25 protein-coding genes are annotated in these 24299 nt (G+C 72.7%); 11 read left to right on the plus strand and 14 right to left on the minus strand.

From position 1 onward, the window contains the following. The first annotated feature begins 157 nt into the window (after positions 1 to 157). Positions 158 to 859 carry a ribonuclease activity regulator RraA gene (locus GXW74_RS13070; RefSeq protein WP_211846950.1) on the plus strand — a complete coding sequence of 234 codons (702 nt, stop codon included), beginning with the start codon at positions 158 to 160 and terminating at the stop codon, positions 857 to 859. Positions 860 to 959: 100 nt separating this feature from the next. Here the strand turns inward: GXW74_RS13070 and GXW74_RS13075 are convergent, their stop codons facing one another. Then, positions 960 to 1703, minus strand: coding sequence for a hypothetical protein (locus tag GXW74_RS13075; protein WP_211846951.1), 744 nt, complete (start codon positions 1701 to 1703; stop codon positions 960 to 962). Next, entirely contained in the window at positions 1700 to 1900 is a 201-nt protein-coding gene (locus GXW74_RS13080) for a hypothetical protein (RefSeq protein WP_211846952.1), read from the minus strand. Before GXW74_RS13080 ends, GXW74_RS13075 begins: the two co-directional genes overlap by 4 nt. Positions 1901 to 1968: 68 nt before the next feature. Here GXW74_RS13080 and GXW74_RS13085 point away from each other — a divergent pair, with 68 nt between their 5' ends. The 5 genes from GXW74_RS13085 to hemJ all read left to right on the plus strand — a co-directional run bounded on the left by GXW74_RS13085 (position 1969) and on the right by hemJ (position 6881). Further along, on the plus strand, positions 1969 to 3753 hold the full coding sequence (locus GXW74_RS13085; RefSeq protein WP_211846953.1) for a hypothetical protein: 1785 nt from the start codon (positions 1969 to 1971) through the stop codon (positions 3751 to 3753). A 248-nt stretch (positions 3754 to 4001) separates the two neighbouring features. Beyond that, a complete protein-coding gene (locus GXW74_RS13090) occupies positions 4002 to 4703 on the plus strand; it encodes a DUF2272 domain-containing protein (RefSeq protein ID WP_211846954.1) in 702 nt (233 codons plus the stop codon). After that, on the plus strand, positions 4700 to 5812 hold the full coding sequence (locus GXW74_RS13095) for an NADH:flavin oxidoreductase/NADH oxidase (protein ID WP_211846955.1): 1113 nt from the start codon (positions 4700 to 4702) through the stop codon (positions 5810 to 5812). The genes GXW74_RS13090 and GXW74_RS13095 overlap by 4 nt, the downstream gene beginning before the upstream one ends. Positions 5813 to 5994: 182 nt before the next feature. Continuing rightward, positions 5995 to 6432 (plus strand): DUF1330 domain-containing protein, encoded by a 438-nt coding sequence (locus tag GXW74_RS13100; RefSeq protein ID WP_211846956.1) that lies wholly within the window; start codon positions 5995 to 5997, stop codon positions 6430 to 6432. Then, positions 6429 to 6881: a protoporphyrinogen oxidase HemJ gene (gene hemJ, locus GXW74_RS13105; RefSeq protein WP_211846957.1), complete on the plus strand. Its 453-nt coding sequence runs from the start codon at positions 6429 to 6431 to the stop codon at positions 6879 to 6881. Before GXW74_RS13100 ends, hemJ begins: the two co-directional genes overlap by 4 nt. Positions 6882 to 7020: 139 nt before the next feature. Here the strand turns inward: hemJ and GXW74_RS13110 are convergent, their stop codons facing one another. After that, positions 7021 to 7950: a LysR family transcriptional regulator gene (locus GXW74_RS13110; protein ID WP_211846958.1), complete on the minus strand. Its 930-nt coding sequence runs from the start codon at positions 7948 to 7950 to the stop codon at positions 7021 to 7023. Positions 7951 to 8058: 108 nt separating this feature from the next. Between GXW74_RS13110 and GXW74_RS13115 the strand changes: the two genes are divergently transcribed. The 3 genes from GXW74_RS13115 to GXW74_RS13125 are packed head-to-tail and all read left to right on the plus strand — an operon-like array spanning position 8059 to position 10038. Next, complete coding sequence (locus tag GXW74_RS13115) at positions 8059 to 8604, plus strand: ester cyclase (protein WP_211846959.1); 546 nt, start codon at positions 8059 to 8061, stop codon at positions 8602 to 8604. 56 nt (positions 8605 to 8660) lie between these two features. Beyond that, complete coding sequence (locus GXW74_RS13120; protein ID WP_211846960.1) at positions 8661 to 9413, plus strand: 3-oxoacyl-ACP reductase family protein; 753 nt, start codon at positions 8661 to 8663, stop codon at positions 9411 to 9413. Positions 9414 to 9438: 25 nt separating this feature from the next. Further along, positions 9439 to 10038, plus strand: a complete 600-nt coding sequence (locus GXW74_RS13125; RefSeq protein WP_211846961.1) for an NADPH-dependent F420 reductase — start codon at positions 9439 to 9441, stop codon at positions 10036 to 10038. A gap of 402 nt (positions 10039 to 10440) precedes the next feature. On the opposite strand, the gene GXW74_RS13130 is transcribed toward GXW74_RS13125, so the two are convergent. Next, positions 10441 to 11673: a type VI secretion system contractile sheath domain-containing protein gene (locus GXW74_RS13130; RefSeq protein ID WP_211846962.1), complete on the minus strand. Its 1233-nt coding sequence runs from the start codon at positions 11671 to 11673 to the stop codon at positions 10441 to 10443. Between the two features lie 102 nt (positions 11674 to 11775). Here GXW74_RS13130 and GXW74_RS13135 point away from each other — a divergent pair, with 102 nt between their 5' ends. Continuing rightward, a complete protein-coding gene (locus GXW74_RS13135) occupies positions 11776 to 12939 on the plus strand; it encodes an MFS transporter (RefSeq protein ID WP_211846963.1) in 1164 nt (387 codons plus the stop codon). A gap of 208 nt (positions 12940 to 13147) precedes the next feature. Here GXW74_RS13135 and GXW74_RS13140 read toward each other — a convergent pair whose 3' ends face one another. From GXW74_RS13140 to GXW74_RS28640, 10 genes are read right to left on the minus strand one after another with little or no spacing between them, the layout of a single operon-like run. After that, the gene (locus tag GXW74_RS13140; RefSeq protein WP_211846964.1) at positions 13148 to 14008 is read right to left on the minus strand and encodes an alpha/beta hydrolase; all 861 of its coding nucleotides are present in this window, start codon (positions 14006 to 14008) and stop codon (positions 13148 to 13150) included. Beyond that, complete coding sequence (locus GXW74_RS13145; protein WP_211846965.1) at positions 14005 to 14628, minus strand: cupin domain-containing protein; 624 nt, start codon at positions 14626 to 14628, stop codon at positions 14005 to 14007. Before GXW74_RS13145 ends, GXW74_RS13140 begins: the two co-directional genes overlap by 4 nt. Further along, a complete protein-coding gene (locus GXW74_RS13150) occupies positions 14625 to 15413 on the minus strand; it encodes an ABC transporter permease (protein ID WP_211846966.1) in 789 nt (262 codons plus the stop codon). Before GXW74_RS13150 ends, GXW74_RS13145 begins: the two co-directional genes overlap by 4 nt. Continuing rightward, a complete protein-coding gene (locus GXW74_RS13155; RefSeq protein ID WP_211846967.1) occupies positions 15410 to 16354 on the minus strand; it encodes an ABC transporter permease in 945 nt (314 codons plus the stop codon). The genes GXW74_RS13150 and GXW74_RS13155 overlap by 4 nt, the downstream gene beginning before the upstream one ends. Before the next feature lie 7 nt (positions 16355 to 16361). Next, on the minus strand, positions 16362 to 17957 hold the full coding sequence (locus GXW74_RS13160) for an ABC transporter substrate-binding protein (RefSeq protein WP_211846968.1): 1596 nt from the start codon (positions 17955 to 17957) through the stop codon (positions 16362 to 16364). 17 nt (positions 17958 to 17974) lie between these two features. Beyond that, positions 17975 to 18433 carry a RidA family protein gene (locus GXW74_RS13165; RefSeq protein WP_211846969.1) on the minus strand — a complete coding sequence of 153 codons (459 nt, stop codon included), beginning with the start codon at positions 18431 to 18433 and terminating at the stop codon, positions 17975 to 17977. Further along, positions 18430 to 19356, minus strand: a complete 927-nt coding sequence (locus tag GXW74_RS13170) for an NAD-dependent epimerase/dehydratase family protein (protein ID WP_211846970.1) — start codon at positions 19354 to 19356, stop codon at positions 18430 to 18432. The genes GXW74_RS13165 and GXW74_RS13170 overlap by 4 nt, the downstream gene beginning before the upstream one ends. After that, complete coding sequence (locus GXW74_RS13175) at positions 19337 to 20287, minus strand: ABC transporter ATP-binding protein (protein WP_338148225.1); 951 nt, start codon at positions 20285 to 20287, stop codon at positions 19337 to 19339. Before GXW74_RS13175 ends, GXW74_RS13170 begins: the two co-directional genes overlap by 20 nt. Next, the gene (locus tag GXW74_RS13180; RefSeq protein WP_211846971.1) at positions 20284 to 21261 is read right to left on the minus strand and encodes an ABC transporter ATP-binding protein; all 978 of its coding nucleotides are present in this window, start codon (positions 21259 to 21261) and stop codon (positions 20284 to 20286) included. The genes GXW74_RS13175 and GXW74_RS13180 overlap by 4 nt, the downstream gene beginning before the upstream one ends. After that, positions 21258 to 22409 carry a mandelate racemase/muconate lactonizing enzyme family protein gene (locus GXW74_RS28640; protein ID WP_211846972.1) on the minus strand — a complete coding sequence of 384 codons (1152 nt, stop codon included), beginning with the start codon at positions 22407 to 22409 and terminating at the stop codon, positions 21258 to 21260. Before GXW74_RS28640 ends, GXW74_RS13180 begins: the two co-directional genes overlap by 4 nt. A gap of 269 nt (positions 22410 to 22678) precedes the next feature. On the opposite strand from GXW74_RS28640, the gene GXW74_RS13190 reads away from it, so the two are divergent. Then, positions 22679 to 24256 (plus strand): ABC transporter substrate-binding protein, encoded by a 1578-nt coding sequence (locus GXW74_RS13190; protein ID WP_211846996.1) that lies wholly within the window; start codon positions 22679 to 22681, stop codon positions 24254 to 24256. Positions 24257 to 24299 lie beyond the last annotated feature (43 nt).

The raw sequence follows: 24299 nt of genomic DNA on the forward strand, positions 1-24299 counted from the left end.
CATTCGCATCCTCCCGACGTGACGACAGGGCGGCCCGCCTCGACGCACCCTGCCCGCACCGGCGAAGGCTTCGCTCGTCCGGCACGACCATGCGCAGGGGCTTGCCGGGGCAGCCCCGGCCTGCGATGCAACGCGCCTCCGCAGGAGGAATGCGTCCATGCCGTTGACCGCCGCCCAGAAGACCGCCCTCGAGGGCGTCACCACCGCCACGCTGACCACCGTGCTGCTCAAGAAGGGCGTGCGGTTCTGCTACATCGCCGGTTCCCGCCCGATCGTGCCGGGCAAGGCGAAGCGCATCGTCGGCCCGGCCTTCACCCTGCGCTTCACGCCGACGCGCGAGGACCTGGCGACGGTCGATTCCTGGTCCTCCCCGCGCTCGACCCGTGCGGCGATCGAGGAGATGCCGGAAGGCTGCGTCGCGGTCGCCGATGCGATGGGCTGCACGGCGGCCGGCATCTTCGGCGACATCCTGTGCGCCCGCATGGCGAAGAAGGGCGTCGCCGGCCTGGTGACGGACGGCGTGCTGCGCGACGGCGCCGGCGTCATCGGCACCGGCCTGCCGGTGTTCTGCCAGGGCTATGTGGCCCCGGCCTCGGTCGCCGCGCTGAACTTCGTCGGCTGGCAGGAGACGATCGGCTGCGGCGGCGTCACCGTCATTCCCGGCGACATTATCGTGGCGGACCAGGACGGCGCCGTGGTGATCCCGCAGGCGCTGCTCGACGCGGTGGTGGAAGCCGCCGTGGAGCAGGAACGCCTCGAAGCCTGGATCATGACCGAGGTGGAGCGCGGCGTCCCCCTGCCCGGCCTCTACCCCCCCAACGCGGAAACCAAGGCCCGCTACGAGGCCAGCCGCAAGTAGCGGGTCCGGAGGGTCCTTCGCCCCTCCACGTCGGGCACCCGAGGCAATTGCGCCGCGATGGCCTCGGCAACCCGCCGGTCGGGAGGGGCGCAGCCGCGCCCTACCGTTCCAGCGTGACGCGGGAGGGCGTGACCACCACGCCATTGGATCGCCCGCCGGCGGCGAAGGTCTCGATCCGCGTCGCGTAGCCCTGAGCCGCCACCATCCCGGTGGCGGTGTCCACCGCGACGCGCGCGAAGATGGCGATGCGCGCTTGTGCCTCCCCCCCGCGCAGCCGCCCGGCGAGTTCCACGGCGCAGCGCGCGACGAGCACCGGGCGCTGCCCGACGGCCGCGCTGCCTTCGACCCGGCAGGTGCCGGCGCGCGGCGAGCCTTCGATCGGCAGGACGAAATCCTCGCGCGGGCCGATCCGCCGGCGCTCCAGGCTGATGGTCACGAACTGCTCCCGCCAGGCGGCGAGCAGCCCGTCGCGCGCCGCATCCGGCGGCGGCGTGGCGCCGTCGGCGCCGATGGCGACGAACTCCGCGACGCGCCCCTCGGCCGTGCGCAACGCGGAGATGCGCAGCCCCGTCGCCTCCTGGAGCAGGATCAGGCGCATGCCGCCGGCCTCGGGCCTGGCCTCGATCACGCCGAGGCAGTCGCGCTGCGGCGGGCGGCCCGGCCGCAGGGTCTGTTCCCGGCAGATGCGCTGCCAAGGACCCCAGGCCGTGCCGCCGATGGCAACCGGTGCCGTCATCGCGCGCACCGCGCCGTCGAGCGGCAGGGCGGGCGCGGCGGCGCGCCAGTCGGCCGGCTGCGCGGCCGCGGGGCCGGCGAGGAACAGCAGCGCGAGGAATCTCCTCATCCCAGGTTCCGTCGCGCCGTGCCCCGCATCGCCATCCGCTCCCCGCGGCCACGCCGGTCCATGTCCATCACCAGGCGGGACGCATCGCGATGCCTTGGCACCGCGCCCGCCCCGACGCCGATCGCGCCACGGTGCCGGCGCGTGGCGTCAAGCACCTCCAGGCGGAAGAACAGGCGATCACCGTCCTTCACTTCCATTCCATCCGCGCTCCGCAGCACCCCGCCACCCTATCCCGGCCCCGCGCAGCACGGCTAGAACGGCAGCCATGAGCGGCAGCACGATGGATGCGGTGCGGGAAGGGCTGGCGCGGGGGCTGGCGCGCTTCCTCGCCCCGGCGCGACTCCCGGACGGCTTCGCGCCGGCCTTCGCAGAGGCGCCGCGCGGCGCGGTGTTCGACCTCGCAGCCAATGCCGCGGCGGCGGAGGCCCTGGCCCACCCGCTGCTCGGCGGTGCGGAGGGGGCGCTCGACCTGCTGCTCGCGCTCGCGGCCGAGGGCGGTGCGCCGCGCGCCCTCGGCCCCGCGCGGCTGGTCGTCGAGGACGAATCGCCGCGCGACTTCCGCATCGCGACGCCGCACCACCTGTTCACCGGCAACCTCTTGCGCGGGGAGATCCGCCAGCACCTGCACGGGCAGGACGGGCCGCCGGCGGCGCTGCACGGCGGCAACCTGGTGGAGTTCACCTACAAGGGCCGCCGCCACTGCCTCGATGTGGAGGATGCGATCGTCGGCGCCGGCATCGAGCCTGGCGAGGGCGGCGTCCGGCTCCTCCACGACAGCGAGCTCGCCGGCCGCGGCCGCTTCTCCCGCGGCGCGCCGACGCCGGTCGCGCGGCTGCGCTACGCCTATGAGATCCGCGCCGACAGCCCCGCCGTGACGCTCACCGTCACGCTGACGGTGCTGCCCGGCATCACGCTCGAACGCGTGCGGGTCACCACCGCCTGCGATGCGATGAGCCCCGGCGACGGGGTGGACTACGGCACGCTGGTCTTCGGGGAGGGCGCGGAGGCGCGACGCCTGCCGAGCCCGGGCGGCGAGAACGTGACGGTGCAGGACGGGCCCGTCGCCGCCTTCGCCGTGCTGCAGGACCGTGCGGCGTCACGCGCGCTGTCCTTGCGGCTGCGGCCGCTCGGGCCGGCGGCGCTGCTCAGCGTGAAGGCGAGCGGGCCGGCGGAGGCGCGGCTGCATTGGCTGCTGGCACGCTATGCCGCGGCGCGCCTGCCGTCCGGCGGCACGCTGACCGCCGCGGAGGAACGCTTGCTGCTGCGTGGTACCGGCGCGCCGCTTGCGGTTCCGCGTGGCGCCGATGCGGCGAGCGCGGCGCCTGCCGCCGCCATCGCCGCGGCGCTCGCGACACATGCCCTGCTCTCCCCCGGCACGCGCGGCGCCGTACTGAGGGACAGCGCGCTGCGCGCGTTGGCCGCCTTCGATGCGGACGGCGCGGCACCCGCCGAGTTGGCGCAGGCGCTGATGGCGGCCGAGGCCCTGCACCGCGCGACCGCGGATGCGGCGCTGGCCGGCCGGATGGGGACGCTCGCCGCCGGGCTGCTGGCGACGCAGCGGCCCTCCGGCGTGTTCCGCGAGGACGGCACCGCGCCCGCGACGGTCGCCGACCACGCCGCCGCACTGCTGGCGCTGGCCCGGCACCTAGCGCTCACGCCCTCGGCCAAGGGGACGGAGGCGGTGCGGCGCGGCCTGGCAGCGGTGGCGCTGGCGACGCTGCCGGGGCCGCTCGACACGCTGGCGCTGCGCGGCGAAGGCGACCCGGTGGCCGGCGGAACGGAGGACCTTGCGCGGCTGCTGCGCGCGCTGCGCGCGGTGCAGGGCGCGCGCGCGGCGGGTGCGGTGCGGCTGCCGGAGGAGGAGGCGCGACGCCTCGCCTTCCTGGCCGAGACGGCGACGACGCTGCTGCAGGGCCGCATCCGGCCGGAAGGCGAGGTGCTGGTCGTCGCGGCGGGCGCGCCGGGGTCGGCATCCTCGCTCGGGGCGCAGGCGGCGGCGCTGGCGGCGCTGCTACCGCCGGAAGCGGCCGTCGTGCGGGTCGCAGCGTGACCGATGGAGCGCCGCGGAGGCGGAAATCCTCCCTCGGGCGGTGCTGCGCAGCCCCGCCGGTCCCTGCGCCCCCTCGGTTTCCCCCCTGGCCGTCCCGCCCCCGGCGAGCCGCCAGGTTCCCAAAGAAGGAGGGGGGATTCGGGGGGAGTTCCCTCCCCCCGTTCTTCCTTTTTCTTGGCCTGGTCGCCTGTGCCGCCCCGCCCGCGCCCGAACCCCCCCTCTCCTACCCGCCTGCGGCCCGCGCCCGCATGCTGCGCATCGCCCAGGCCGAGTGGGAGGATTGGGGCCGCCAGGTCGCTGCGGCCGCGCCGCAACGCACCGACGCCGCCCCGCATGGCGCCGAGGCCGATGCCGCCAATTTCCCGCGCGTGCTCGCCTATTGGCGTGCCGTGCCCGAGGGCACCGACCCGATCGCGCGCAACCGTGCGCTGTATCGCGAAGGCAGCCCGGCGCTGTGGCGGGAGCCCGCCTGGTCGGCGGCCTTCATCTCCTACGTGCTGCGCGGGGCCGGCGTGGATGCGCGCGAATTCCCGCCTTCCGCCGCGCATGCCTTCTACCTCGATGCGCTGATCGCCGACGCGCAGCGCTTCCCGGCGACCGCGCCCTTCGTCCCGCACGAGGTGACGGAACGCGCGCCGCAGGTCGGCGACCTGGTCTGCGCCGACCGCTCCGCCTCGCCGATCACCTCCTGGCGCGAGCGGGCGGTCGACCGGGGCCGCTTCCGGCCGATGCATTGCGACATCGTTGTGCGCGTCTCGCCGGGGCGCGTGGAGGCCGTGGGCGGCAATGTGCGCGATGCCGTCACGCTCTCCCGCTTCGAGACCGATGCCGAGGGGCGCCTTCTTCCCAGACCGGCCGGCGAACCCACATGGTTCGCCGTCCTCGAGAACCGGCTGGGGCGCCTGCCCCCTTGGTCCTCTCCATCCCGCAATGAGGGTCCATCCTCGTGACCGATCTCTTCTCGTCCTTCACGCTGCGCGGCGTCACGCTCAAGAACCGCATCGGCGTCTCGCCCATGTGCATGTACTCGTGCCGCGACGACGGCGTGCCGACCGACTGGCACCTGGCGCATCTCGTGTCGCGCTCGGTCGGCGGCGCCGGGCTCGTCATCACCGAGGCCTCGGCCGTCGTGCCGGAAGGCCGCATCACCCCCGCCGATGTCGGCATCTGGAACGACACGCAGGCGACCGCGCATGCGCGCATCGTCGAGGCGATCCACGCGACCGGCGGCGTGGCCGGCATCCAGATCGCCCATGCCGGGCGCAAGGCGTCGCGCGCGGCGCCCTGGGTCCATGGGCCGGCCGTGCCGTCCTGGACGTGCCATGCGCCATCGGCCGAGCCCTTCGAGGGCTTCGCCGTGCCGCATGCGATGACCGAGGCCGAGATCGGCGCCACCATCGCCGCCTTCGCCGAGGGCGCGAAGCGGTCGGTTCGCGCCGGCTACCGCTTCATCGAGATCCACGGCGCGCATGGCTATCTCTGCCATCAGTTCCTCAGCCCGATCTCCAACCGCCGCAATGATGCCTGGGGCGGCGATTTCGAGGGCCGCAGCCGCTTCGTGCGGGAAGTGGCCGCGGCCGTGCGCGCGGCGATCCCGGACGACATCGTCCTCGCGCTGCGAATCTCCCACACCGACTGGGTGGAAGGCGGCTGGACGACGGAGGAAAGCGTCGAGCTGTCCCGCCGCATGAAGGCGCTGGGCGTCGACCTGGTGGACGTGTCGTCGGGCGGGCTCGATGCCGGGCAGAAGATCCCGCTCGGCCCGGGCTACCAGGTGCCGGGGGCGGAGGCGGTGAAGCGCGGCGCCGGCATCCCGGTCGCTGCGGTCGGGCTGATCACCGAGCCGAAGCAGGCGCAGGACATCCTCACCGAGGGCAAGGCGGACCTGATCCTGCTGGCGCGCGTGCTGCTGCGCGAGCCCTACTGGCCGATGCGCGCGGCGGCGGAGCTCGGCCGCGTCGATGCGCTGCATATCCCGCCGCAGTACGAGCGCGGGTGGAACACCCTCGGAAAGTGGACGATGGATCCAGAGATCGCGGAGCCGATGACGCGCATCTGATACCCATGGCCGCTATTCGCGACCGCTGGCATCCGCCTCTTCGTGCCCTCGGGCGCCGGGCGCAAACCTCCGGTTTGCCCGGCTTCGCCGGAGCACCGGCGGGCCGCATTCCGGATCCCCGGTCACGTTGCAAGGCAAGGTGACCGGGTGCCCGTCGCGGCCTCGGCACGAGGCAAGAACTCGTGCCGCTGGCTGAAGGCGGGGCGGAGGGGGCGCTGCCCCTCTGCCTGCCGGGATCGGGCGGCGGGACGGCACCGGGCGCGAAGCGTCTTGCCGGTCCCGCGCCGACGCCACCATGGTGCGGCACAATCCGGCTGGAGGAAGCGATGCCCGCCTACCTGATCGTGAACATCACCGTGCATGACCGCGAAGGCTTCGAGGAATACCGCCGGAAGGCGCCCGCGGTCATCGCCGCGCATGGCGGCCGCTACCTGGTGCGCGGCGGCGCGATGGAAGTGATGGAAGGCGACCCGGGCCTGAACCGTGTCGTCATCCTCGAATTCCCGAGCATGGCAGCGGCGCGCGGCTTCTGCGAAAGCGAGGACTACGCACCGCTGATCGCGCTGCGCCGCGCCGCCAGCACCGCGCACATCGCGCTGGTGGAAGGCGTGCCGGCATGACCATCGACGCGCTGGCGCCCTGGTATCTCTGGACCAAGTCCGCGCACCTCGTCTCCGTCTTCGCCTGGATGGCGGGGCTGTTCTATCTGCCGCGGCTCTACGTCTATCACTGCCAGGTGGCGACAGGTTCCGCGCAGTCGGAACTGTTCAAGGTGATGGAACGCCGCCTGCTGCGCGCCATCATGAACCCGGCGATGATCTCCGCCTGGATCTTCGGCGTGCTGCTGGTGCTGACGCCGGGCATCGTCGATTGGAAGGCGGGCTGGTGGCACGGGAAGATGCTCGGCCTGCTGACCATGACCGTTTTCCACCACGACCTGTCGATCGCACGGAAGAGATTCGAACGGGACGCCAACAGACGCAGCGAACGCGGCTGGCGCATCGCCAATGAAGTGCCGACGCTCGCGCTGGTGCTGATCGTGGTGATGGTGATCGTGAAGCCGTTTTGAGGAAGGCGGGGGGAGAAGGGAACTTCTCCCCCCGTACCCCCCTCAACCTTCTTTGGCACCTGGGGACTGACCTCCGATGTCAGTTCCCAGGTGCCAAAGAAGGAAGGGGGATCGGGGGAGGTTCCCCTCCCCCGACCTTTCACCCCAGGCTCCCCGCGAACCGCTCCGCCAGCCTTTCCCGTCGGAAGGCCTCCGCCACGAAGTCCACGAAGGCGCGCGTCTTCGCCGGCAGCAGCGTGCGGCTCGCATAGTAGATCGAGATCGGCCCCGCATCGGCGTACCAGCGCGGCACGAGACGAGTGAGCTCCCCGCTCTCCAGCAACGGCAGCACGTCCGGCACGGCGGTCAAGGCGACGCCAAGGCCGAGCCGCGCCGCCTCCCGCATCGCGGCGGGGTCGTTCACCACCACGCCGTCGCGCAGCATCGCGGGCATCTCGGTACCGTCGACGTCGCGCATCATCCAGCGCCGCAGCCGCCCGGTGCGGGTCGAGCGCATGGCAATGCCGGCGAATTCCGCGAGCCCGGCGGGATCGGCCGGCGGCACGCGCCCCCGCATGTATGCGGGCGAGGCAACCGCGATGATATGCGCCGGCGCCAGCGCCCGCGCGACGATACCGGGCGCGAGCTCGAAGCCGCCTCCGATCGCGGCGTCATAGCCCTCGGCGATCAGGTCCACCTGGCGGTTCTCGAAGTGCCATTCGGGACGGACCAATGGATAGCGGGCGAGGAAGCCCGGCAGCAGCGGCAGGATGTGCGTCACGCCGAAGGTCGGCGCCATGCCGACCTTCAGCACGCCGGCCGGCGCGCCGTGGCTGCTCGCGGCATCGGCGATGGCGGCCTGAAGCGCTTCCAGCGTGCCGCCGATGGCATGAAGGAAGCGTTCGCCATCCTCGGTCAGCGTCAGCCGGCGTGTCGAACGCTGGAACAGCCGGATGCCGAGGTTGCGCTCCAGCCTCGCGACATTGCGGCTGACCGCGGCGGGCGTGAGGGCGAGGCGGCGCGCGGCCGCCGAGAAGCTGCCGCCTTCCGCGCTGCGGACGAAGGATTCGAGGTTGGCGAGGGTCTCCATCGACAAATCTTCAATCTTTGCTTGAAAGTGATTGCAGAGTTTACTGGCTAAACCTGCGCCAATGGATCGGCAAAATCCACTCCAGAGACACCAGCCGGAGTGGCCGACATGACCCCGACCAGCACGACGAAGAGCACCCTTCCCGACGCAGGCGCCCTGCCCCGCCGCTTCGCGGTTGGTGCGGCGATCGCCGCGGCGCTCGGCACCCGGGCCGCCTTCGGCGAGCCGGCCGGGGCGGTGCGGCTGGAAGCGAACAAGGCGGTGATCCGCCGCCTCATCGAAGGCGTGCAGCAGGACGGCGACTTCGACCTGTTCGAGCGCCTCTTCGCCGCGGACTACGTGGACCACACGCCCTTCGGCGGCTTCCCGCCGAACCGCGACGGCACGCGGGCGATCTACCGGATGTTCCGCGCCGCCTTCCCCGACTGGCGCGCGGTGATCCACCGCCAGGTGGCCGAGGGTGACCTGGTGACCACCCACAAGACCTATCTCGGCACGCATCGCGGCGCGTTCATGAGCGTCGCGCCGACGGGCCGGGAAACGACCTTCGACGTCATGGACATCATGCGCGTCCGCGACGGGCGGATCACCGACCACTGGACCGTCGCCGACGGCGCCGGGCTGATCCGCCAGATCACCGCCCCGGCCCGCTGAACGCAGCGGCGCCGCCGGTTCACTCCTTTCCCAACCTCCCGCAAGGAACCACCATCATGTCCGACGCAACACAGCCGCTCGCCGGCAGGATCGCTCTCGTCACGGGCGGCTCGCGCTCCATCGGCGCCGCCATCGCCAGGCGCCTCGCGGCCGAGGGCGCCGCGGTCGCGATCACCTACAGCGCCTCGCCTGCCAAGGCGCACGCCGTGGTGAGGGAGATCGAGGCCGCCGGCGGCCGCGCCATCGCCATCGAGGCCGACGCCGGAAAGCCCGAGGCAGCGCGCGCCGCGGTGAGCACCACCGTCGAAACCCTCGGCGGCATCGACATCCTGGTCAACAACGCCGGCCTCGGCCTCGGCGGCCCGATCGAGGAGATCGCCTTCGAGACCTATGAACGCATGGTCGCGGTCAACGTCACCGGCGTCTTCGTCGCGACGCAGGAAGCGGTGCGGCACATGAAGCAGGGCGGGCGGATCATCCAGATCGGCTCGTCGATGACGCGCTACGCGGCCTTCCCGACCGCCTCGCTCTACACCCTGACCAAGGGCGCGGTGACGGGCTTCAACCGCAGCCTGGCGCGCGACCTCGGCCCGCGGGGCATCACCGTCAACACGGTGCATCCCGGTCCGACCGACACGGACATGAACCCCGATGGCGGGCCGGTCTCGAAGATCGTCGGCCCGGGCATGGCGGTGGGCCGCTACGGCAAGCCGGAGGAGATCGCGAATGTCGTCGCCTTCCTCGCCGGCCCCGGCGCTGCCTTCGTCACCGGCGCGGACATCCTCGCCGATGGCGGCTTCACCGCCTGAGCCCCGAACGCAAGGAGAAACCACCATGCGCATCGGCATCATCGGCGCCGGCAACATCGGCCGGGCCTTTGCCGGCATCCTCGCCCGCAAGGGCATCGCCGCCGTCATCGCCAACAGCCGCGGACCGGAAAGCCTGGGCGGCCTGGTCGCGGAACTCGGCCCGTCCATACGTGCCGGCACGAAGGAGGAAGCGGCCGCCCAGGACATGGTCCTGGTCGCGGTGAACTGGTCGAAGCTTCCGGGCGCACTTGCGGGCCTGCCGGATTGGGGCGGGCGCGTCGTCATCGACGCCAACAACCCGATCGAGGCGCCGCTCTTCAGGCCGGCGGACCTGAACGGCCGCGCTTCGAGCGAGGTCGTCGCCGGCATGTTGCCCGGCGCGCGGCTGGTGAAGGCCTTCAACCACCTGCCGCCGCCGTTGCTGGACGGCGACCCGGCGGCCGAGGGCGGGCGGCGCGTGCTGTTCCTCTCCGGCGACGACGCCCGTGCGCGGGCCGAGGTGGCCGCGCTGATCGACCGGCTCGGCTTCTTCCCGATCGATCTCGGCACGCTGGCCGCCGGCGCGCGGCTGGCGCAGTTCCCCGGCGGGCCGCTGCCCGCGCTCAATCTGGTGCGTTTCGGCTGATACGCGGTTCCGGCGTCCGGAGGCGCATGCCCCTTCCCCGCATTGCCGGCGCAAGGCCTCGGCTGCGGGCCGTCTCGCGAAGCGGCACGGAGGGGCGGGAGCCCATCGGCGCGAAGACTGATCGGTGAAGGCCGGAGTGGCGTTGGCCCCTCCGGACCACCCCACCAAAGCCCTAAGGGCCTTTGGAAACCAGCACCTGGTGCCAGGCGGGGCGGCAGTTCCGCGGCTGCGAAGGGTGCGCCGCGCCCGAAGCCCGGGAAACCCTCCGGGCGTCCTGCCGGCAGCACGCGTCGCCATATCGGCGCGGCAGTCATGCCCGGCACCAGGTACGGCCGGTCCAGGGTGCCCTGCACCCTGGCGGGGTGAGGTCCGGAGAGGGGCAGGGCCCCTCTCCGGCGCGCATCACGGCAGGTTCAGCATCACCCGATGCGCCGCCCCCGGCGTCCCCTGCGGCAGCCGCGGCCGCAGCCGCGCCGACAGCAGATGCACGCCGGGATGCCCCTTCGCCTCCGGCAATTCCACGCTCGCTTCCGCGAGCGGCCCACCCTCGCCGCAGAATCCCGCCAGCCATTCGTTCAGCGCCCGTGCCGCCGCCGCGGCGCCGCGCCCGCGGTGCAGTTCGTGCCGTGCCCGCAGCGCCAGCGCATGCAGGAAGCGCCCGGTGCCGAGCACCCAGGGCAGCCGCGCCGCCAGCGCCGCGTCGGAGGTCGCGGCGGAAGCGTGGAAGCGCGGCGGCTTGTGCAGCGTCGGCGCCAGCAGCACCGCGGCGCGATCCGCCCCGCGCGGGATCAGCAGCGTCAGGCCGAGCGTCGCCAACGCCACCTCCTGCCCGTCCGCGGGATCGCATTCCGTCGGCACCGCGCCCACCGGCGGCAGGGCGGGTTCCGTGCCGTCCTCCCGCCCCTCGATCCCGGCGGCCCAGCCTTCGCGGCGGAAGGCCGCGGCAATGCGCGAGGCCAGCACCCAGCCGCCGCCGGTCCAGCGCGGCGCCCCCTCCCCGCCGCGCGCCAGCACGCGCGGTCCGGCGAGGGCGAGGAAGCGCGCCTCCTCGCTGTCGCGCAACGCGCGCCAGGCGATGTGGCGCGCGCCCTCATGCACGCGCGCGATGTCGCGCCGGCCCGGCAGCGCCATCCAGTCCGGCAGGTCGAGCAGCGCCGGGGCGGCATGCGCCACCACCGGTACGAAGGCACCGGCCCCGCAGGCGGCGAGGCCGCGCAGGGCCTGCACCTCCTCCGCCTCGGCGCCGAAATCCATGTCGGCGAGCAGCAGGCCGAAGGGCTCGCCGCCGCCGAGGCCCTCATCCCAGATCAGCGCGGCGAGGTCGCTGTCCTCCGGATCCGCCGCTGCGCGCTGGTCGCGGATGACCTCGCGTTTCGTCAGCGGCATCAGCTTCACCACGACCGGCGCCTCGGCCTGCTGCTCGACCAGCCGGTGCAGCGAGCGCCAGGCCGCCTCCAGCGCGACGAAGCGCGGATGATTGAGAATGGCCGATCGCAGCAGCGCGATGGCGGCATCGACCTTGGCCAATGCGCGCGTCTCCTCGCCCCCCGCCATGACCTGCGCGGGGCGCGCCGCCTCGGTCGCGGAGAGCACGAGGGCCAGCGGGTCCTCGGCGCCCTGGATGCTGTCGGCCATGCTGTCTCCTCCGCGGCGGTGCAGGGCAGGGTAGCGCCGCGCGCGGAGCCTGTCCCGCGGCGGCTTGACGCGACGGCGCGCGCCGCGCCCCATGAGTGCGCCTTGCGCGCCGACCTCTCCCTCCTGCCCCTGCTCGCCCTCGCCGGCTTCGCCGCCGGCGGCGGCATGCGGCTGATGGACCCGCTGCTGCCGCTGCTCGCCGCCGATCTGGGCGTCAGCGTCGCGGCGGTGGCGCCGGTCGTCGCCGGCTTCACGCTGGCCTATGGCGCTGGGCAGTTCGTCACCGGGCCGCTCGGCGACCGCTACGGCAAGGTGCAGGTCGCGGCGATCGCGCTGCTGCTCTACGGGCTGGGCTTGGCGGCATCCGCCCTCGCCTGGGATCTGCCGTCGATGATCGTGCTGCGCACGGCGACCGGGCTGGTGGCCGGGGCGGTGATCCCGCTCGCCATCGCCTGGGTCGGCGATGCCGTGCCCTATGAGGACCGCCAGGCGACGATCGGGCGCTTCCTGACCGGCATGGTGATGGCGCAGCTCCTGGTCGGGCCGGCCTCCGGCATCGTGGCGGAACTCGCCGGCTGGCGCGCCTCCTTCCTGTTGCTGGCGGCGATGGCGTTCGGCGTCGGCGGGTTGCTGGTGCGGCGGCTGGGGCCGGCGCTGCGGGCGGGGCGGTCGGGCGGCGGCGGACGCGGGCTCGGGCTCGCAAATTATGCGGTGATCCTGCGCGCGCCCGGCGGGCGGCGGCTGATGGCGGCGGCGGCGCTGGACGGCGCCGCGCTGTTCGGCGGCGCCTTCCCCTTCATCGGCGCCTACCTGATCGAGCGGTTCGGCCTTTCGGCCGGCGAGGCGGGGCTGGTGGTGGCAGGCTTCGGCCTTGGCGCCTTCATCTACACCCGGCTCGCCAGGCGCCTGGTGGTGCGGCTGGGCGAGAAGGGGCTGCTCGGCGTCGGTGGCGCGCTGCTGGCTGCGGCGCTGGCGGGGATGGCGCTGGCGCCCGGCTGGTGGGTGGTGGCGCTGCTGCAGGTGCCGATGGGCATGGCCTTCTACATGTTCCACGGCGTGCTGCAGGCACGCGCGACGGAAGCCCTGCCGGAGGCGCGCGCCACCGCCGTCTCCGCCTTCGCCATGGCGCTGTTCCTCGGGCAGAGCGTCGGGGCGCTGGCCTTCGGCGCGGTGCTGCACGCCTCGGGCTATCCGGCGGTCTTCGTCGGCGCGGCCGGGGTGACGGCCGGGCTGGCCGCCTGGGTGGCGCGGATGCCGGCGCGCTGAACCGGTCGCGGTCGGGCTCTCGCACCCGATCGGGGTCTGCGTCACGCCAATCGGACGAAGGATTCACCTTCGCCTCCCTCGGACGCCGGGCGGGCCGCATCCGCGGCCCCTGACCTCGCGGCCTACCTCGCGGCCTACCTCGCGGCAACGGAAGCCGCTCCGGCGCGGCCCCCGCAAGGCGCGCCGGAACCCGCGCCTCGGCCGGCCGTCAGCCGATCAGGCGCGCGAGCAGGTGCAGCAGGTCGCTCCGCGGGTCCAGGTACTGGTCGAGGATGTCGAAATGGTGCTGGCCGGGCGTGACCAGCAGCCCGGGCCTCAGCCCGTGCCGGCGCAGGTGCCGGGCGTAGCGGACGGACTGGCCGATCCAGTGCTCCGGCTCCTCGCCGCCGGCCATCACCCAGGCGGGACAGGACGCGCGCGGCGGCAGCGCCTCGTAGTCGTGCCGCGCGGCGATCTCCGGCGTCAGGCGGATATCGGCGTTGACGCTGGTGCGCATGGCGGGGGTCGGGTCGTAGATGCCGCTGATCATCAGCGCGCCCTTGATCATGTCCGCCGGCAGGCCGCGCGTGGTCCAGTCGGTCGCCAGCCCCGCGGCGACGAGATGCGCGCCGGCCGAATGGCCGGACATGGTGATGCGGGCGGGGTCGCCGCCATGCGCAGCGATGTTGCCCGCCACCCATTCCATCCCGGCGAGCGCGGAGGCCACCGTGCCGTCCAGCGTGACGGCGGGGCAGAGGTCATAATTCATCGTCGCGACCATCACGCCGCGCTCGACCAGCCAGGGGGCGAGGAAGGCGAAGTTGCGCTTGTCCTGCGCACGCCAATAGCCGCCGTGGAAGAAGAGATGGACCGGGAAAGGCCCCGATCCGGCGGGGCGGAACAGGTCCAGCCCGTGCAGCGCGCCCGGGCCGAAGGCGATGTCGGTCGCGGGTTTCAGCGTTTCGAGCGCGGCGGTGTTGGCGGGGTCGCGACGGCGACGGGCGGCTTCGAAATCCGGCACGCTGCGCTGGGGGTTGTACTGGAATTCGTGTTCCTCGGCCGTCAGGCCTTCCCAGATCGGCGCGGTCATGCGGCATCCAGTGCGGTCAGGGTGTCGAAGAAAAGCCGGTAGGAAGCGCTGCGCGGCTTTGCTGCGTCCTCCTCGGTCCAGGCGCGGAAGGTGGGGCGGCCGAGCAGCTCCGCATCCAGCACCATGCAGCGGATGAAGGCGCTGCCGGGCGCCATGACGCGGCCGATCACGGGGTCGGCGCCGGTTTCGAACCACGCGCCGCCGGCGTCGATCCGGTGGGCCTGCGCGCCGACTTCCGCGAGAAGGCGACCGCTGAGCAGCCGGCGGATGCCCGGCCCCGCATGGCCGTGCTTCGGCGTGGCGCCTTCCGGCGGGAAGTCCACGCGGTCCAGGCGCAGGACGAAGGGCATCGCGGGATCGCGCGCAAGCGGATGTGCGAGGACGAGGCGCGCATATTCGTGCGGTGCCGTCAGTTCCGCGGCGTCGGAGACCTCGAAGCGCCAGACCTCGCCCGTGCCGGCAAGCCTCGCCGCGCCCTTGGCAAGCACGGCGGCGTCGGGCGTGAGCGGCACGCCGTCCAGTGTCACCTCGCCCTGCCGCAGGTAGATGCCGTGCACCGCCGGCGGCAGCGTGAGCGGGGCGCTGTCCAGCACCTCCTCGAACAGGGCGAGACGCATCATCGGCCGAATTTCTCCCTCAGCCCCTGGCCGAGCAGCGTCATCGCCGCGGCCGAGAGCAGCACGAACAGCCCCGGCCACAGCGACATCCACCAGGCGACCAGGATGAAGTTCTTCCCCTGCTCCAGGATCGCGCCCCAGTCCGGCGCCGGCGGCACCACGCCGAGGCCGAGGAAGCCGAGCGCCGCCTCGATCTGCAGGGCGAGCGGAAACATGATGACGAATTGCAGCACCAGCACCGGCAATACGTTGGGCAGCACCTGGCGGAGCAGGATGGAGGCCTCCGCGAAGCCAGCGGCGCGGGAGGCCTCGACATAGGTGAGCTGCGCCTCCGCCAGCGCGGCGGAACGGCCGATGCGGAAGAAGGTCGGCACGTAGATGACGGCGAGCGCCAGCACCAGGTTCGCCGCCCCCGGCCCGAGCACGCCGGTGATCATCACGCCGGCGATGATCGGCGGGAAGGTCTGCACCATGTCCGCGAACCGCCCCGCCGCGAGGTCGAACCACCTCCCCGCGAAGCCCGCGACGATGCCGAGCCCGCCGCCGATCACCGTCGCGATCAGCAGCGAGGCCGTCACCAGCCCGAGGGTGATGCGCGTGCCGTGGATGACGCGCGCGAAGACGTCCCGCCCCACATCGTCCGTGCCGAACCAGTGCGCGGCGCTGGGCGGCTGCAAGGCGCGGGCGGGGTCGAGGTCGAAGGGCGATTGCTGCGCCACCCAGCCGGGAGCGACGATCAGCACCGCGAAGAATCCCGCCAGGACCAGCCCGAGGCGCCACGCCGTCATGGCTTCAGCCGCGGGTCCAGCAACCCGTAGAGCAGGTCCACCACCAGGTTGATCGTCGTCGCGATGATCACGACGAAGAACAGCGCCCCCTGCACCACCGGATAGTCCCGCCCCTGGATGCCGGCGAGGATCAGGCGCCCCAGCCCCGGCAGCGAGAACAGCGATTCGATCACCACCACGCCGCCGAGGATCTGCACCAGGATCAGCCCCATGAAGGTGACGAGCGGGATCATCACGTTCGACAGCGCGTGCTTGAAGTAGAGTTCCGCCGGCGTCAGCCCCTTGGCGCGGCCGGCGCGGATGTAGTCCTTGCCGAGTTCCTCGATCATCAGCCCGCGCACGAACTGGCTGTAGGCCGCGGCCTGCAGCACCGCGAGCGACAGCACGGGCAGGATCAGGATGGAGATGTTGTCCGCCAGATCCTCCCCCGGCCCGGACCAGGCGAAGGGCGGCGACCAGTCGAGCGCGGCGCTGGTGCCCACCAGCAGCATCAGCCCGAGCCAGAAGACCGGCGCCGACAGCCCGACCAGGTTGAAGGACTGGATCGCGCCATCCAGCCGCGTCCCCTGCGCGATGCCGGCCACGACGCCGAGCGGCACCCCGATCAGCGTCGCCAGCAGCAGCGTGGCGACGGCAAGTTCCAGCGTGACGAGGAAGGCTTCCCACACCATCAGCGACACCGGCCGCCCCTGGTACCAGGACCGGCCCAGGTCGCCTTGCAGAGTCGCACCCACCCAATCGCCGAATTGCGCGATGAGCGGCCGGTCCAGCCCGAAGAAGCTGCGCAGGGCCTCCTCGGCCGCGCGGTCGCCGCCGGACTGGCCGAGCATCTGCCCGACGATGTCCCCCGGCACCGCGCGCATCAGCAGGAAGACCGCGAGGCTCGACAGCAGCGCCGCGACCGCCGCGGCGCCGAGCCTGCGCGCCAGGAAGCCGGCCATGCCGGGTTCAGCCCTCCACCCAGGCCTTCACCAGGCCGAAATACCAGCCGGTGCCGTGCTGCACGTAGTTCTTCAGCCGCGTGCGGTTGGCGGTGAGCACGTCGGCGGAGAACATCATGATCGTCGGCACCTCCTCCGCCAGGATCTTCTGGAATTCCGCGTAGATCGCGCGGCGCGCCGCGGGGTCCGCGGTTTCCTGGCCGCGATCGAGCAGCGCGCTCGCCTGCGCATGGTTCCACTGGCGGAAATCGGCGCCCTCGGGTGCCGCGCGGAAGTGGCGGTAGTAGAGCAGGCTGGGGTCCGGCGTGGTGCCCCAGTCGTTGAAGGTGAAGCCCATCTCCCGCGCGCGGAAGTTGCGGATCCAGACGCCGAGCTCGAGCTTGCGGATGTTGACGCGGATGTTGATGCGCCGCAGTTGCTCGGCGATCGTCACCGCCGCGGCGTCCATCCAGTCGTAGCCGATGATGGTCGTCAGATCGATGTCGAAGCCGTTGGGATGCCCGGCGGCGGCGAGCAGCGCCCTGGCGCGGTCGAGATCGACGCGCTGGTTCGCAAGCTGGTCGAGCGGCACGCCCCAGGCATCCTGCATGCCCGCGACGATGGTGCCGATCACCGTGCCGTAGCCGGCGATGGAGGCGTCCATCACCGTCTTCTTGTCGATCGCCAGCGCGATCGCCTGGCGCACCCGCACGTCGCCGAGGTTGTTGTACCTGCAGTCGAGGTCGAGCGTCTTCTGGTTCAGCGACGGCCAGCGCCGTACCTCCACCCCCGGCGCATTCGCCAGCGCCTGCGTGTCCTGCGGGCGCGAGAACAGCGCGAGGTCGATGCGCCGCGACTGCAGCCCCACCACCATCGCCGCGCTGTTGGGCATGGTGACGAAGGTGATCTCATCCAGATAGGGCAGGCCGGGCTGCCAGTAGTCCGGGTTGCGCTCGAAGACCAGCGTGCTGTTGGGGCGGAACTGCTTCAGCCTGAACGGCCCGGTGCCGACCGAGATCTCGTTCATCCGCGTGCCGGAATTGGCGTCGTCGAGGAAGCCGCGCGGCACCACGGCGCCGTACTTGTTGGTCAGCGTCATCGGCAGCGCGGCGTTCGGGCGGGAGAGGTTGAACACCACGGTGAACTCGTCCGGCGCGTCGATGCTGGTGACCGACGAAAGATCGCCCGCGCCCGGCGAACCATTCGCCGCGTTGCGCATGAAGTCGTAGGAATACTTCACATCGGCCGAGGACATCGGCTGGCCGGTGTGGAACTTCACGCCGCGGCGCAGCCTGAAGGTCCAGGACTTGCCGTCCGGCGCGGCGGTCGCGCTCTCGGCGAGCAAGGGGCGGGGCACGCCGGACTGGTCCTCGAAGAACAGGCCCTGGTACATCAGCGGCGAGACGCGGATGCGCGCATCCGCCGCCTGGCGGAAGGGGTCGAGCGCCGGCGGCTCGATCAGGCTGCCGACCGTGACGCGGCCGCCGCGCCGGGCATTCTCCGGCGTGGGGCCGTAGAGCAGCGGATCGATCTGCGCCTGCTGCGCCTCGGCGAGGCCGGGCAGCGCGAGGGACCCGAAGGCCAGTTGCAGCGCCGTACGCCGCGGCAGCGTGAACTCGGTCATGGTGCCTGCTCCCTGGTTCAGAGGACGGACGTCACGAATTCGATCTCCACCGGCACGTCGCGCGGCAGGGCGGCGACGCCGACCGCCGAGCGCGCATGCCTGCCGGCGTCACCAAAAATCTCCGCAATGACGCGGGAGGCACCGTCCACCACCGCCGGCTGCTCGTAGAAGCCGGATGCGGAGCTGACGAAGCCCACCACCTTCACCACGCGCTTCACGCGGTCGAGCGAGCCCAGCGCCTCCCGCAGCACCGACAGGCCGTTGAGCAGGCAGCAGCGCGCGACGGCCCGGCCGGTCTCGATGTCCACGCCCTCGCCGAGCCGGCCCTTGGCCATCAGCCCGTCGCCGTCCCACGGAAGCTGCCCCGACACCCAGGCGAGGCCGCCTTCCACCACCACCGGCACGTAGCCGAAGGCCGGCGGGCGCGGCGCCGGCAGGGCGATGCCGAGGTCCTTCAGGCGCTGTTCGATGCTCATGCACGGTGCTCCAGCATGTCGCGCAGCGTGCTGCGCAGGTCGTGGGCGCAGGCGAAGCCGGTATCCTGTTCCAGGCGGCGCTGGCTGACGAGGGGCCAGACAAGCCCCGGCGCCGGCGTGACGCGCGGAGCGTATCCCGGGACGAGATCGGCCAGCGTCGCGGCGATCTCGGTCCAGGACGTGGTGAAGCCCGCCAGGTGGTAGATCGGCGCAGGCGCCGGCACGTGCAGCAGATGCGCGAAGAGCCGCGCCACGTCCTCGACATGGGCGGCGTCGAAGATCGCGTCCGGCAGGGCCTCGTGCGGTGCCGCGCCCGGCGCGGCCGCGGCGACCAGCCGCGTCAGCGCCGCGGCCGCGCCGGCATACCAGAGGCCCGGGCCGAAGATCAGCGGCAGGCGGATGCCGGTGACGTCCAGCCCGTGGACGCGACGCATGAACAGCGCCGCCTGCTCGGCGAGGTGCTTCGTCAGGCCGTAGGTGGTGGCCGGCGCGCAGGGCATGTCCTCGGTGACGCGTGCGCCGACCTTCTCGACCGGGCCGATGGCGACGGTCGAGCTGGACCACAGCAGGCGCGGCACGCGCGCTTCCACCGCCGCTTCCATCAGCGGCCGGAAGCCGAGCAGGTTCACCGCCAGGGCGCGTTCCGGATCGGCCTCGCCGGAGCGCGCCAGGCCCACGGGGCCGGCGGAGAAGGCCGCGAAATTCAGGATGGCATCGGGGCGGGCGGCGGCGATGGCCTCGCGCAGGCCGGCGGCGTCCTCGATGTCGCCGGGCACCCATCGCGCGCCTTCCGGCATGGCGTCGCGCCGCCGCGGCTCCACGACATGCACGGCATGGCCGAGCGCGACGAGATGCCGCACGCAGGCCCCGCCGACGAAGCCGCCGCCGCCGATGACGAGCAGGCTAGAGGGCGAGGTCGTCACGGATGCAGGCCTTCTCGTGCCCGGGCGCGAGGCTGCGCAGCGGCGGCACCTCCTCCGCGCAGGCGGTCCATGCGAACGGGCAGCGCGTGCGGAAGACGCAGCCCGAGGGCGGCGAGGCCGGGCTCGGGATCTCGCCCTGCAGCAGCATCTCGCGCCGCTTCGATCCCGGCGCGGAGGCGAGCAGCGCGGCCGTATAGGGATGCCGGGGCGCGCGGAAGATCTCGCGCGCCGGCCCCGCCTCCATGACGCGGCCGAGGTAGAGCACCAGCACCCGGTCCGCCATCGCCTCCACCACCGTCAGGTCGTGGGAGATGAACAGCATGGCGAGGCCGAGTTCCCCGCGCAGCTCCTGCAGCAGCTTCAGGATGCCGGCCTGCACCGAGACGTCGAGCGCCGAGACGGGCTCATCCGCCACCAGGAAGCGCGGCCGCACCGCGAGCGCGCGGGCGATGGCGATGCGCTGCCGCTGCCCGCCGGAGAACTGCCGCGGCCGCCGCTTCATGTCGGCGGCTTCGAGCCCGACGCGCGCCAGCGCGCCCGCGACGTCCGTCTCGCCGTGCGGCAGGCCGTGCAGCTTCAGCACCTCGGCGATCGCGCCGCCGATGCTCCGCCGCGGGTTCAGCGAGGCGAAGGGGTCCTGGAAGACCATCTGCATATGCCGGCGCATGGCGCGGAGCTGCGCCGGCCGCAGCGCGCCGAGGTCCTGGCCCTCGAACAGCACGGCGCCGTCGGTCGCCGGCAGCAGGCCGAGCGCGACGCGCCCGAGGGTGGACTTGCCCGAACCGGACTCGCCGACCAGGCCGACGACCTCGCCCGGCGCGACGTCGAAGCTCACCTGCTGCACGGCGCGCAGCACGGGGCGCGTGAACAGCCCGCGGCGCGGCAGGGGGAAATGGCGCGAAACGCCCCGCAGGGAGACCAGCGGCGTCACGCGAGCACCTCCCAGCAGCGGCAGCGCGTCTCGTGGCGCGGCGCGGCGGTCGCGAGGGGCATGGCGGCGGCGCGGCACGCCTCCTCCGCCAGCGCGCAGCGCGGCGCGAAGCGGCAGCCCTGCGGGAACACCCCACGCGGCGGCGCGCCGGGGATGGGTGCGAAGCGCACCACGCCCTCCGCATCGTGATGGGGCCGGCAGTCCAGCAGCGCGCGGGTGTAGGGATGCGCCGGCCGCGCCAGCACGGCCGCCGCCGGCCCGGCCTCGACCACCTGGCCGGCATACATCACCGCGATGCGGTCGGCGATGTCGGCCACCAGTTCGAGGTCATGGGTGATGAACATCAGCCCCATGCCGGTGCGTGCCTGCAACGCCTTCAGCAGCCGCAGGATCTGCGCCTGGATGGTGACGTCGAGCGCGGTGGTCGGCTCGTCCGCGATCAGCAGCTTCGGCGCGCAGGCGAGCGCGATGGCGATCATCACCCGCTGCCGCATGCCGCCCGAAAGCTGGTGCGGATAGGCGTCGATCCGCCGTTCCGGATCGGCGATGCCGACGTCGCGCAGCAGGGTCAGCGCCTGGGCGCGCGCCTGCCGCTTCGGCGTGCCGTTGTGGCGGCGCAGCACCTCGGCGATCTGCTCGCCGATCGGGAAGACCGGGTTCAGGCTGGCCCCCGGGTCCTGGAAGATGATCGCGATCTCCCGCCCGCGGTAGCGGCGCAGCACAGGCTCCGGCATCGCCAGCAGGTCCTCGCCGCGCCAGAGGATGCGGCCGCGCGCGACGGCACCATCGTCGCGCCCGAACAGGCGCAGCACGGCGAGCGCGGTGACGGATTTCCCCGAACCGCTCTCGCCCACCACCGCGAGCGTCTCGCCCGCCCCGATGGAGAGGTCCACGCCATCCACCGCCTGGATGGCGCCACCCCTGAAGGCGACCGAGAGGCCGCTGACCTCGAGGACCGGCGCCGCGAGCTTCATGCCGGCGCGAAGCGTTTCAGCGCCGCGGGATCGAGCGCGATGCCGAGCCCTGGCCCCTCCGGCACCCGCAAGGTGCCGGCTTCGTAGCGCAGCGGTTCCATCAGCAACCCGTCGCGGAGCGCATTGTCGCCCGTGTCGTATTCCAGCATGGCCGGCAGCGGCACGTGCTCGCCCGCCGGGTAGGAGGGCTGCGCCGCCATGAAGTGCAGCGCCGCCGCGAGCCCGATGCCGGTGCCCCAGCAATGCGGGGAGATCCGCAGATGCTCCGCGCAGACCAGGCTGCCGATCGTGCGCGCCACCTCGAACCCGCCGCAGAGCGTCAGGTCCGGCTGCACCACCGCCGCCAGCCGCCCGTCGATGATGCGGCGATGGTCGAACAGGGCGTAATGCGCCTCCCCCGTCGCGACCGGGATCGGCGCGCGGTCGCGCAGTTGCGCGTAGCCTCCCCAGTCCTGCGGCGCGACGGGTTCCTCGTACCAGTGGATGTCCCGGTCGGCGATGCGGCGCATGCTCTCGAGCACGCCGTCCGCCGTGTAGTTGCCGTTGCCGTCCACGGTCAGGATGGCGTCCGGCCCGATGATGCGCCGCGCGAGCGCGCAACGTTGCGCATCCTGCTTCGGGCTGCGGCCGATCTTGATCTTGTGCGCGACATGCCCCGCCGCCGCGGCGCGTTCCAACTGCCGCGCCAGCGCCGCCGCCTGGTCGTCCTCCGCCGTGAAATATCCACCGGAGCCATAGACCGGCACGCTCTCCCGCAGGCGGCCGCCGATCAGCTCCGCCACCGAGACGCCAAGCCGCTTGCCCATCGCGTCATGCGCCGCGATGTCGATGCCGCCCAGCAGTGCCACCAGACCATTCGCCGTGCCGAAATGGTAGAAGCCGGCCAGGATGCCCTGCGCGACGCCGCGCTGCGCGAACAGGCTCTCGCCGACGAAGCGCGCCTTCACCACATCGAGATAGGCGCGGCTGACCGCTGCCGGCCCCCATGCCTCGCCGATGCCTTCGATGCCGTCATCGGTCAGCAGCCGGATGATGCCGGCACCGCGCCTCGGCACCAGCCCGCGGGAGGAACCATAGGGCACGGCCACCGGACACTCGACCGGAATGACCTCGATCTCGGCGATGCGCGTCACCGGCGGAGACGCCACGCGCGTTCGGGAACCCTGGTCGGGGGCATGCGTGCCGGCTCGCTCCGCCTGATCGATCGGATCTCGCGAAGAGTGTTGCACCGCATTGCCGGGCTGGCCAGCCTGTCTCCGGCAGCGTTCCCGCGGAGCCTGCGGATGCGATCGCCCTCGTGAAGCTGCGCCGGAATGCCGCGGCCGCGACCTGCGTCCGTGCCCGAACCGGGCTGTTGTGCCGACCGGCACGCCGGTGACATGCTCCCGCGCGACAGGGAAGCAAGGGGCAGACGATGATGCATCGCAGGGACCTGCTCGCGGCCACCATGGCCGGCCTCGCCGCGCCGGCCCTGGCGCAGCCGGCCAGGGCGCGCGTGCTGCGCTTCGTGCCGCAGGCCAACCTCACCTCGCTCGACCCGATCTGGACCACGGCGGCGGTGACGGAGAACCACGGCTGGACCGTGTTCGACACGCTGTACGGCATGACGGACGACCTCAAGGTCCGTCCGCAGATGGCCGACAGCCACGAGGTCTCGGCCGATGGCCTCACCTGGCTGATCCGCCTGCGGGACGGGCTGCGCTGGCACGACGGCGAGCCCGTGCTCGCACGCGACTGCGCCGCGAGTCTGGCGCGCTGGAGCCGGCGCGACACCTTCGGCCAGTCCCTCGGCGCCGTGGTGGAGGCCTGGGACGCCGCCGACGACCGCACCATCCGCATCCGCCTGAAGTCGCGCTTCCCCCTGCTGCTGGAAGCGCTCGCCAAGCCCGCGGCGGTGGTGCCCTTCATGATGCCGGAACGCATCGCGCGCACCGATCCCTTCCAGCAGATGACCGAGGTGATCGGCTCCGGCCCCTATCGGTTCCTGAAGGACGAATACGTCTCGGGCAGCCGCGCGGCCTATGCGAAGTTCGACGGATACGTGCCGCGGCAGGAAGCGCCGTCGCGCACCGCCGGCGGCAAGGTCGCGATGATGGAGCGCGTCGAATGGACCATCATGCCCGACAGCGCGACCGCCGCGGCCGCGCTGCAGGCCGGCGAGATCGACTGGTGGGAGCAGATCAACGCCGACCTCGCCCCGCTGCTGCGCCGCGCCCGCGGCGTGCAGGTCGAGGTGCTGAACACCCTCGGCTATATCGGCGTCGCGCGCTTCAACTGCCTGCATCCGCCCTTCGACAAGCCGGCGGTGCGGCGCGCCCTGCTCGGCGCGATCAACCAGGACGACTACCTGCGCGGCGTCACCGGCAATGACGCCGCCGCCATGCGTATCTGCCCGTCGATGTGGCCCTGCGGCACAACCTATGAGAGCGCGACGGGCAACGACCTGCTGCGCGGGCCGCGCGACCTCGACCGCGTGCGGGCCGCCATCCGCGCCGCGGGCTACAATGGCGAGCGCATCGTCATCATCAACCCGACCGACTTCCCGACCATCGGCCCCTTCGGCCATGTGACGGCGGACCTGCTGCGCCGGCTCGGCATGAACGTCGAACTGGTGGAAACCGACTGGGGTTCCGTGGTGCAGCGGCGCGCCAGCAAGGAACCGCCGGAGCGCGGCGGCTGGTCGATCTTCCATACCTGGTGGCCGTCGGTGTCCATCATCAACCCGGCGGTGAACGCGACCCTGCGCGGCCAGGGCGAGCGCGGCTGGTTCGGCTGGTACGCCAACCCGCGCGTGGAGGAAGCCGCGGCGCAATGGCTGCTGGCGGAGACGGAAGCCGAGCAGAAGCGCCTGGCCGACCTGATCCAGCGCGAATCCTTCGAGAACGCGCCGGTGCTGCCGCTCGGCCAGTTCTTCATCGCGACGGCCTATCGCAGTGGCCTGACCGGCTTCGTGCCGGGCAATGCGCCCTATCCGTGGAACATCCGGCGCGGCTGACCGGGGAAGGCGTCGGCCCGGCCCGCAGGCCGGGCCGACGCCC

It is taken from the genome of Neoroseomonas eburnea (genome assembly GCF_018129005.1).
Taxonomy (GTDB): domain Bacteria; phylum Pseudomonadota; class Alphaproteobacteria; order Acetobacterales; family Acetobacteraceae; genus Neoroseomonas; species Neoroseomonas eburnea.

Bases quoted from the DNA above. Each gene is read 5' to 3' on its own strand.
- GXW74_RS13070 (WP_211846950.1), top strand. From the start codon at position 158: ATGCCGTTGACCGCCGCCCAGAAGACCGCCCTCGAGGGCGTCACCACC.
- GXW74_RS13090 (WP_211846954.1), top strand. From the start codon at position 4,002: ATGCTGCGCATCGCCCAGGCCGAGTGGGAGGATTGGGGCCGCCAGGTC.
- GXW74_RS13155 (WP_211846967.1), bottom strand. From the start codon at position 16,354: ATGGCCGGCTTCCTGGCGCGCAGGCTCGGCGCCGCGGCGGTCGCGGCG.
- GXW74_RS13080 (WP_211846952.1), bottom strand. From the start codon at position 1,900: ATGGAAGTGAAGGACGGTGATCGCCTGTTCTTCCGCCTGGAGGTGCTT.
- GXW74_RS13165 (WP_211846969.1), bottom strand. From the start codon at position 18,433: ATGAGCATCGAACAGCGCCTGAAGGACCTCGGCATCGCCCTGCCGGCG.
- GXW74_RS13075 (WP_211846951.1), bottom strand. From the start codon at position 1,703: ATGAGGAGATTCCTCGCGCTGCTGTTCCTCGCCGGCCCCGCGGCCGCG.
- GXW74_RS13120 (WP_211846960.1), top strand. From the start codon at position 8,661: ATGTCCGACGCAACACAGCCGCTCGCCGGCAGGATCGCTCTCGTCACG.
- GXW74_RS13085 (WP_211846953.1), top strand. From the start codon at position 1,969: ATGAGCGGCAGCACGATGGATGCGGTGCGGGAAGGGCTGGCGCGGGGG.
- hemJ (WP_211846957.1), top strand. From the start codon at position 6,429: ATGACCATCGACGCGCTGGCGCCCTGGTATCTCTGGACCAAGTCCGCG.
- GXW74_RS13125 (WP_211846961.1), top strand. From the start codon at position 9,439: ATGCGCATCGGCATCATCGGCGCCGGCAACATCGGCCGGGCCTTTGCC.
- GXW74_RS13115 (WP_211846959.1), top strand. From the start codon at position 8,059: ATGACCCCGACCAGCACGACGAAGAGCACCCTTCCCGACGCAGGCGCC.
- GXW74_RS13160 (WP_211846968.1), bottom strand. From the start codon at position 17,957: ATGACCGAGTTCACGCTGCCGCGGCGTACGGCGCTGCAACTGGCCTTC.
- GXW74_RS13145 (WP_211846965.1), bottom strand. From the start codon at position 14,628: ATGATGCGTCTCGCCCTGTTCGAGGAGGTGCTGGACAGCGCCCCGCTC.
- GXW74_RS13140 (WP_211846964.1), bottom strand. From the start codon at position 14,008: ATGACCGCGCCGATCTGGGAAGGCCTGACGGCCGAGGAACACGAATTC.
- GXW74_RS13190 (WP_211846996.1), top strand. From the start codon at position 22,679: ATGCATCGCAGGGACCTGCTCGCGGCCACCATGGCCGGCCTCGCCGCG.
- GXW74_RS13110 (WP_211846958.1), bottom strand. From the start codon at position 7,950: ATGGAGACCCTCGCCAACCTCGAATCCTTCGTCCGCAGCGCGGAAGGC.
- GXW74_RS13180 (WP_211846971.1), bottom strand. From the start codon at position 21,261: ATGAAGCTCGCGGCGCCGGTCCTCGAGGTCAGCGGCCTCTCGGTCGCC.
- GXW74_RS13130 (WP_211846962.1), bottom strand. From the start codon at position 11,673: ATGGCCGACAGCATCCAGGGCGCCGAGGACCCGCTGGCCCTCGTGCTC.
- GXW74_RS13150 (WP_211846966.1), bottom strand. From the start codon at position 15,413: ATGACGGCGTGGCGCCTCGGGCTGGTCCTGGCGGGATTCTTCGCGGTG.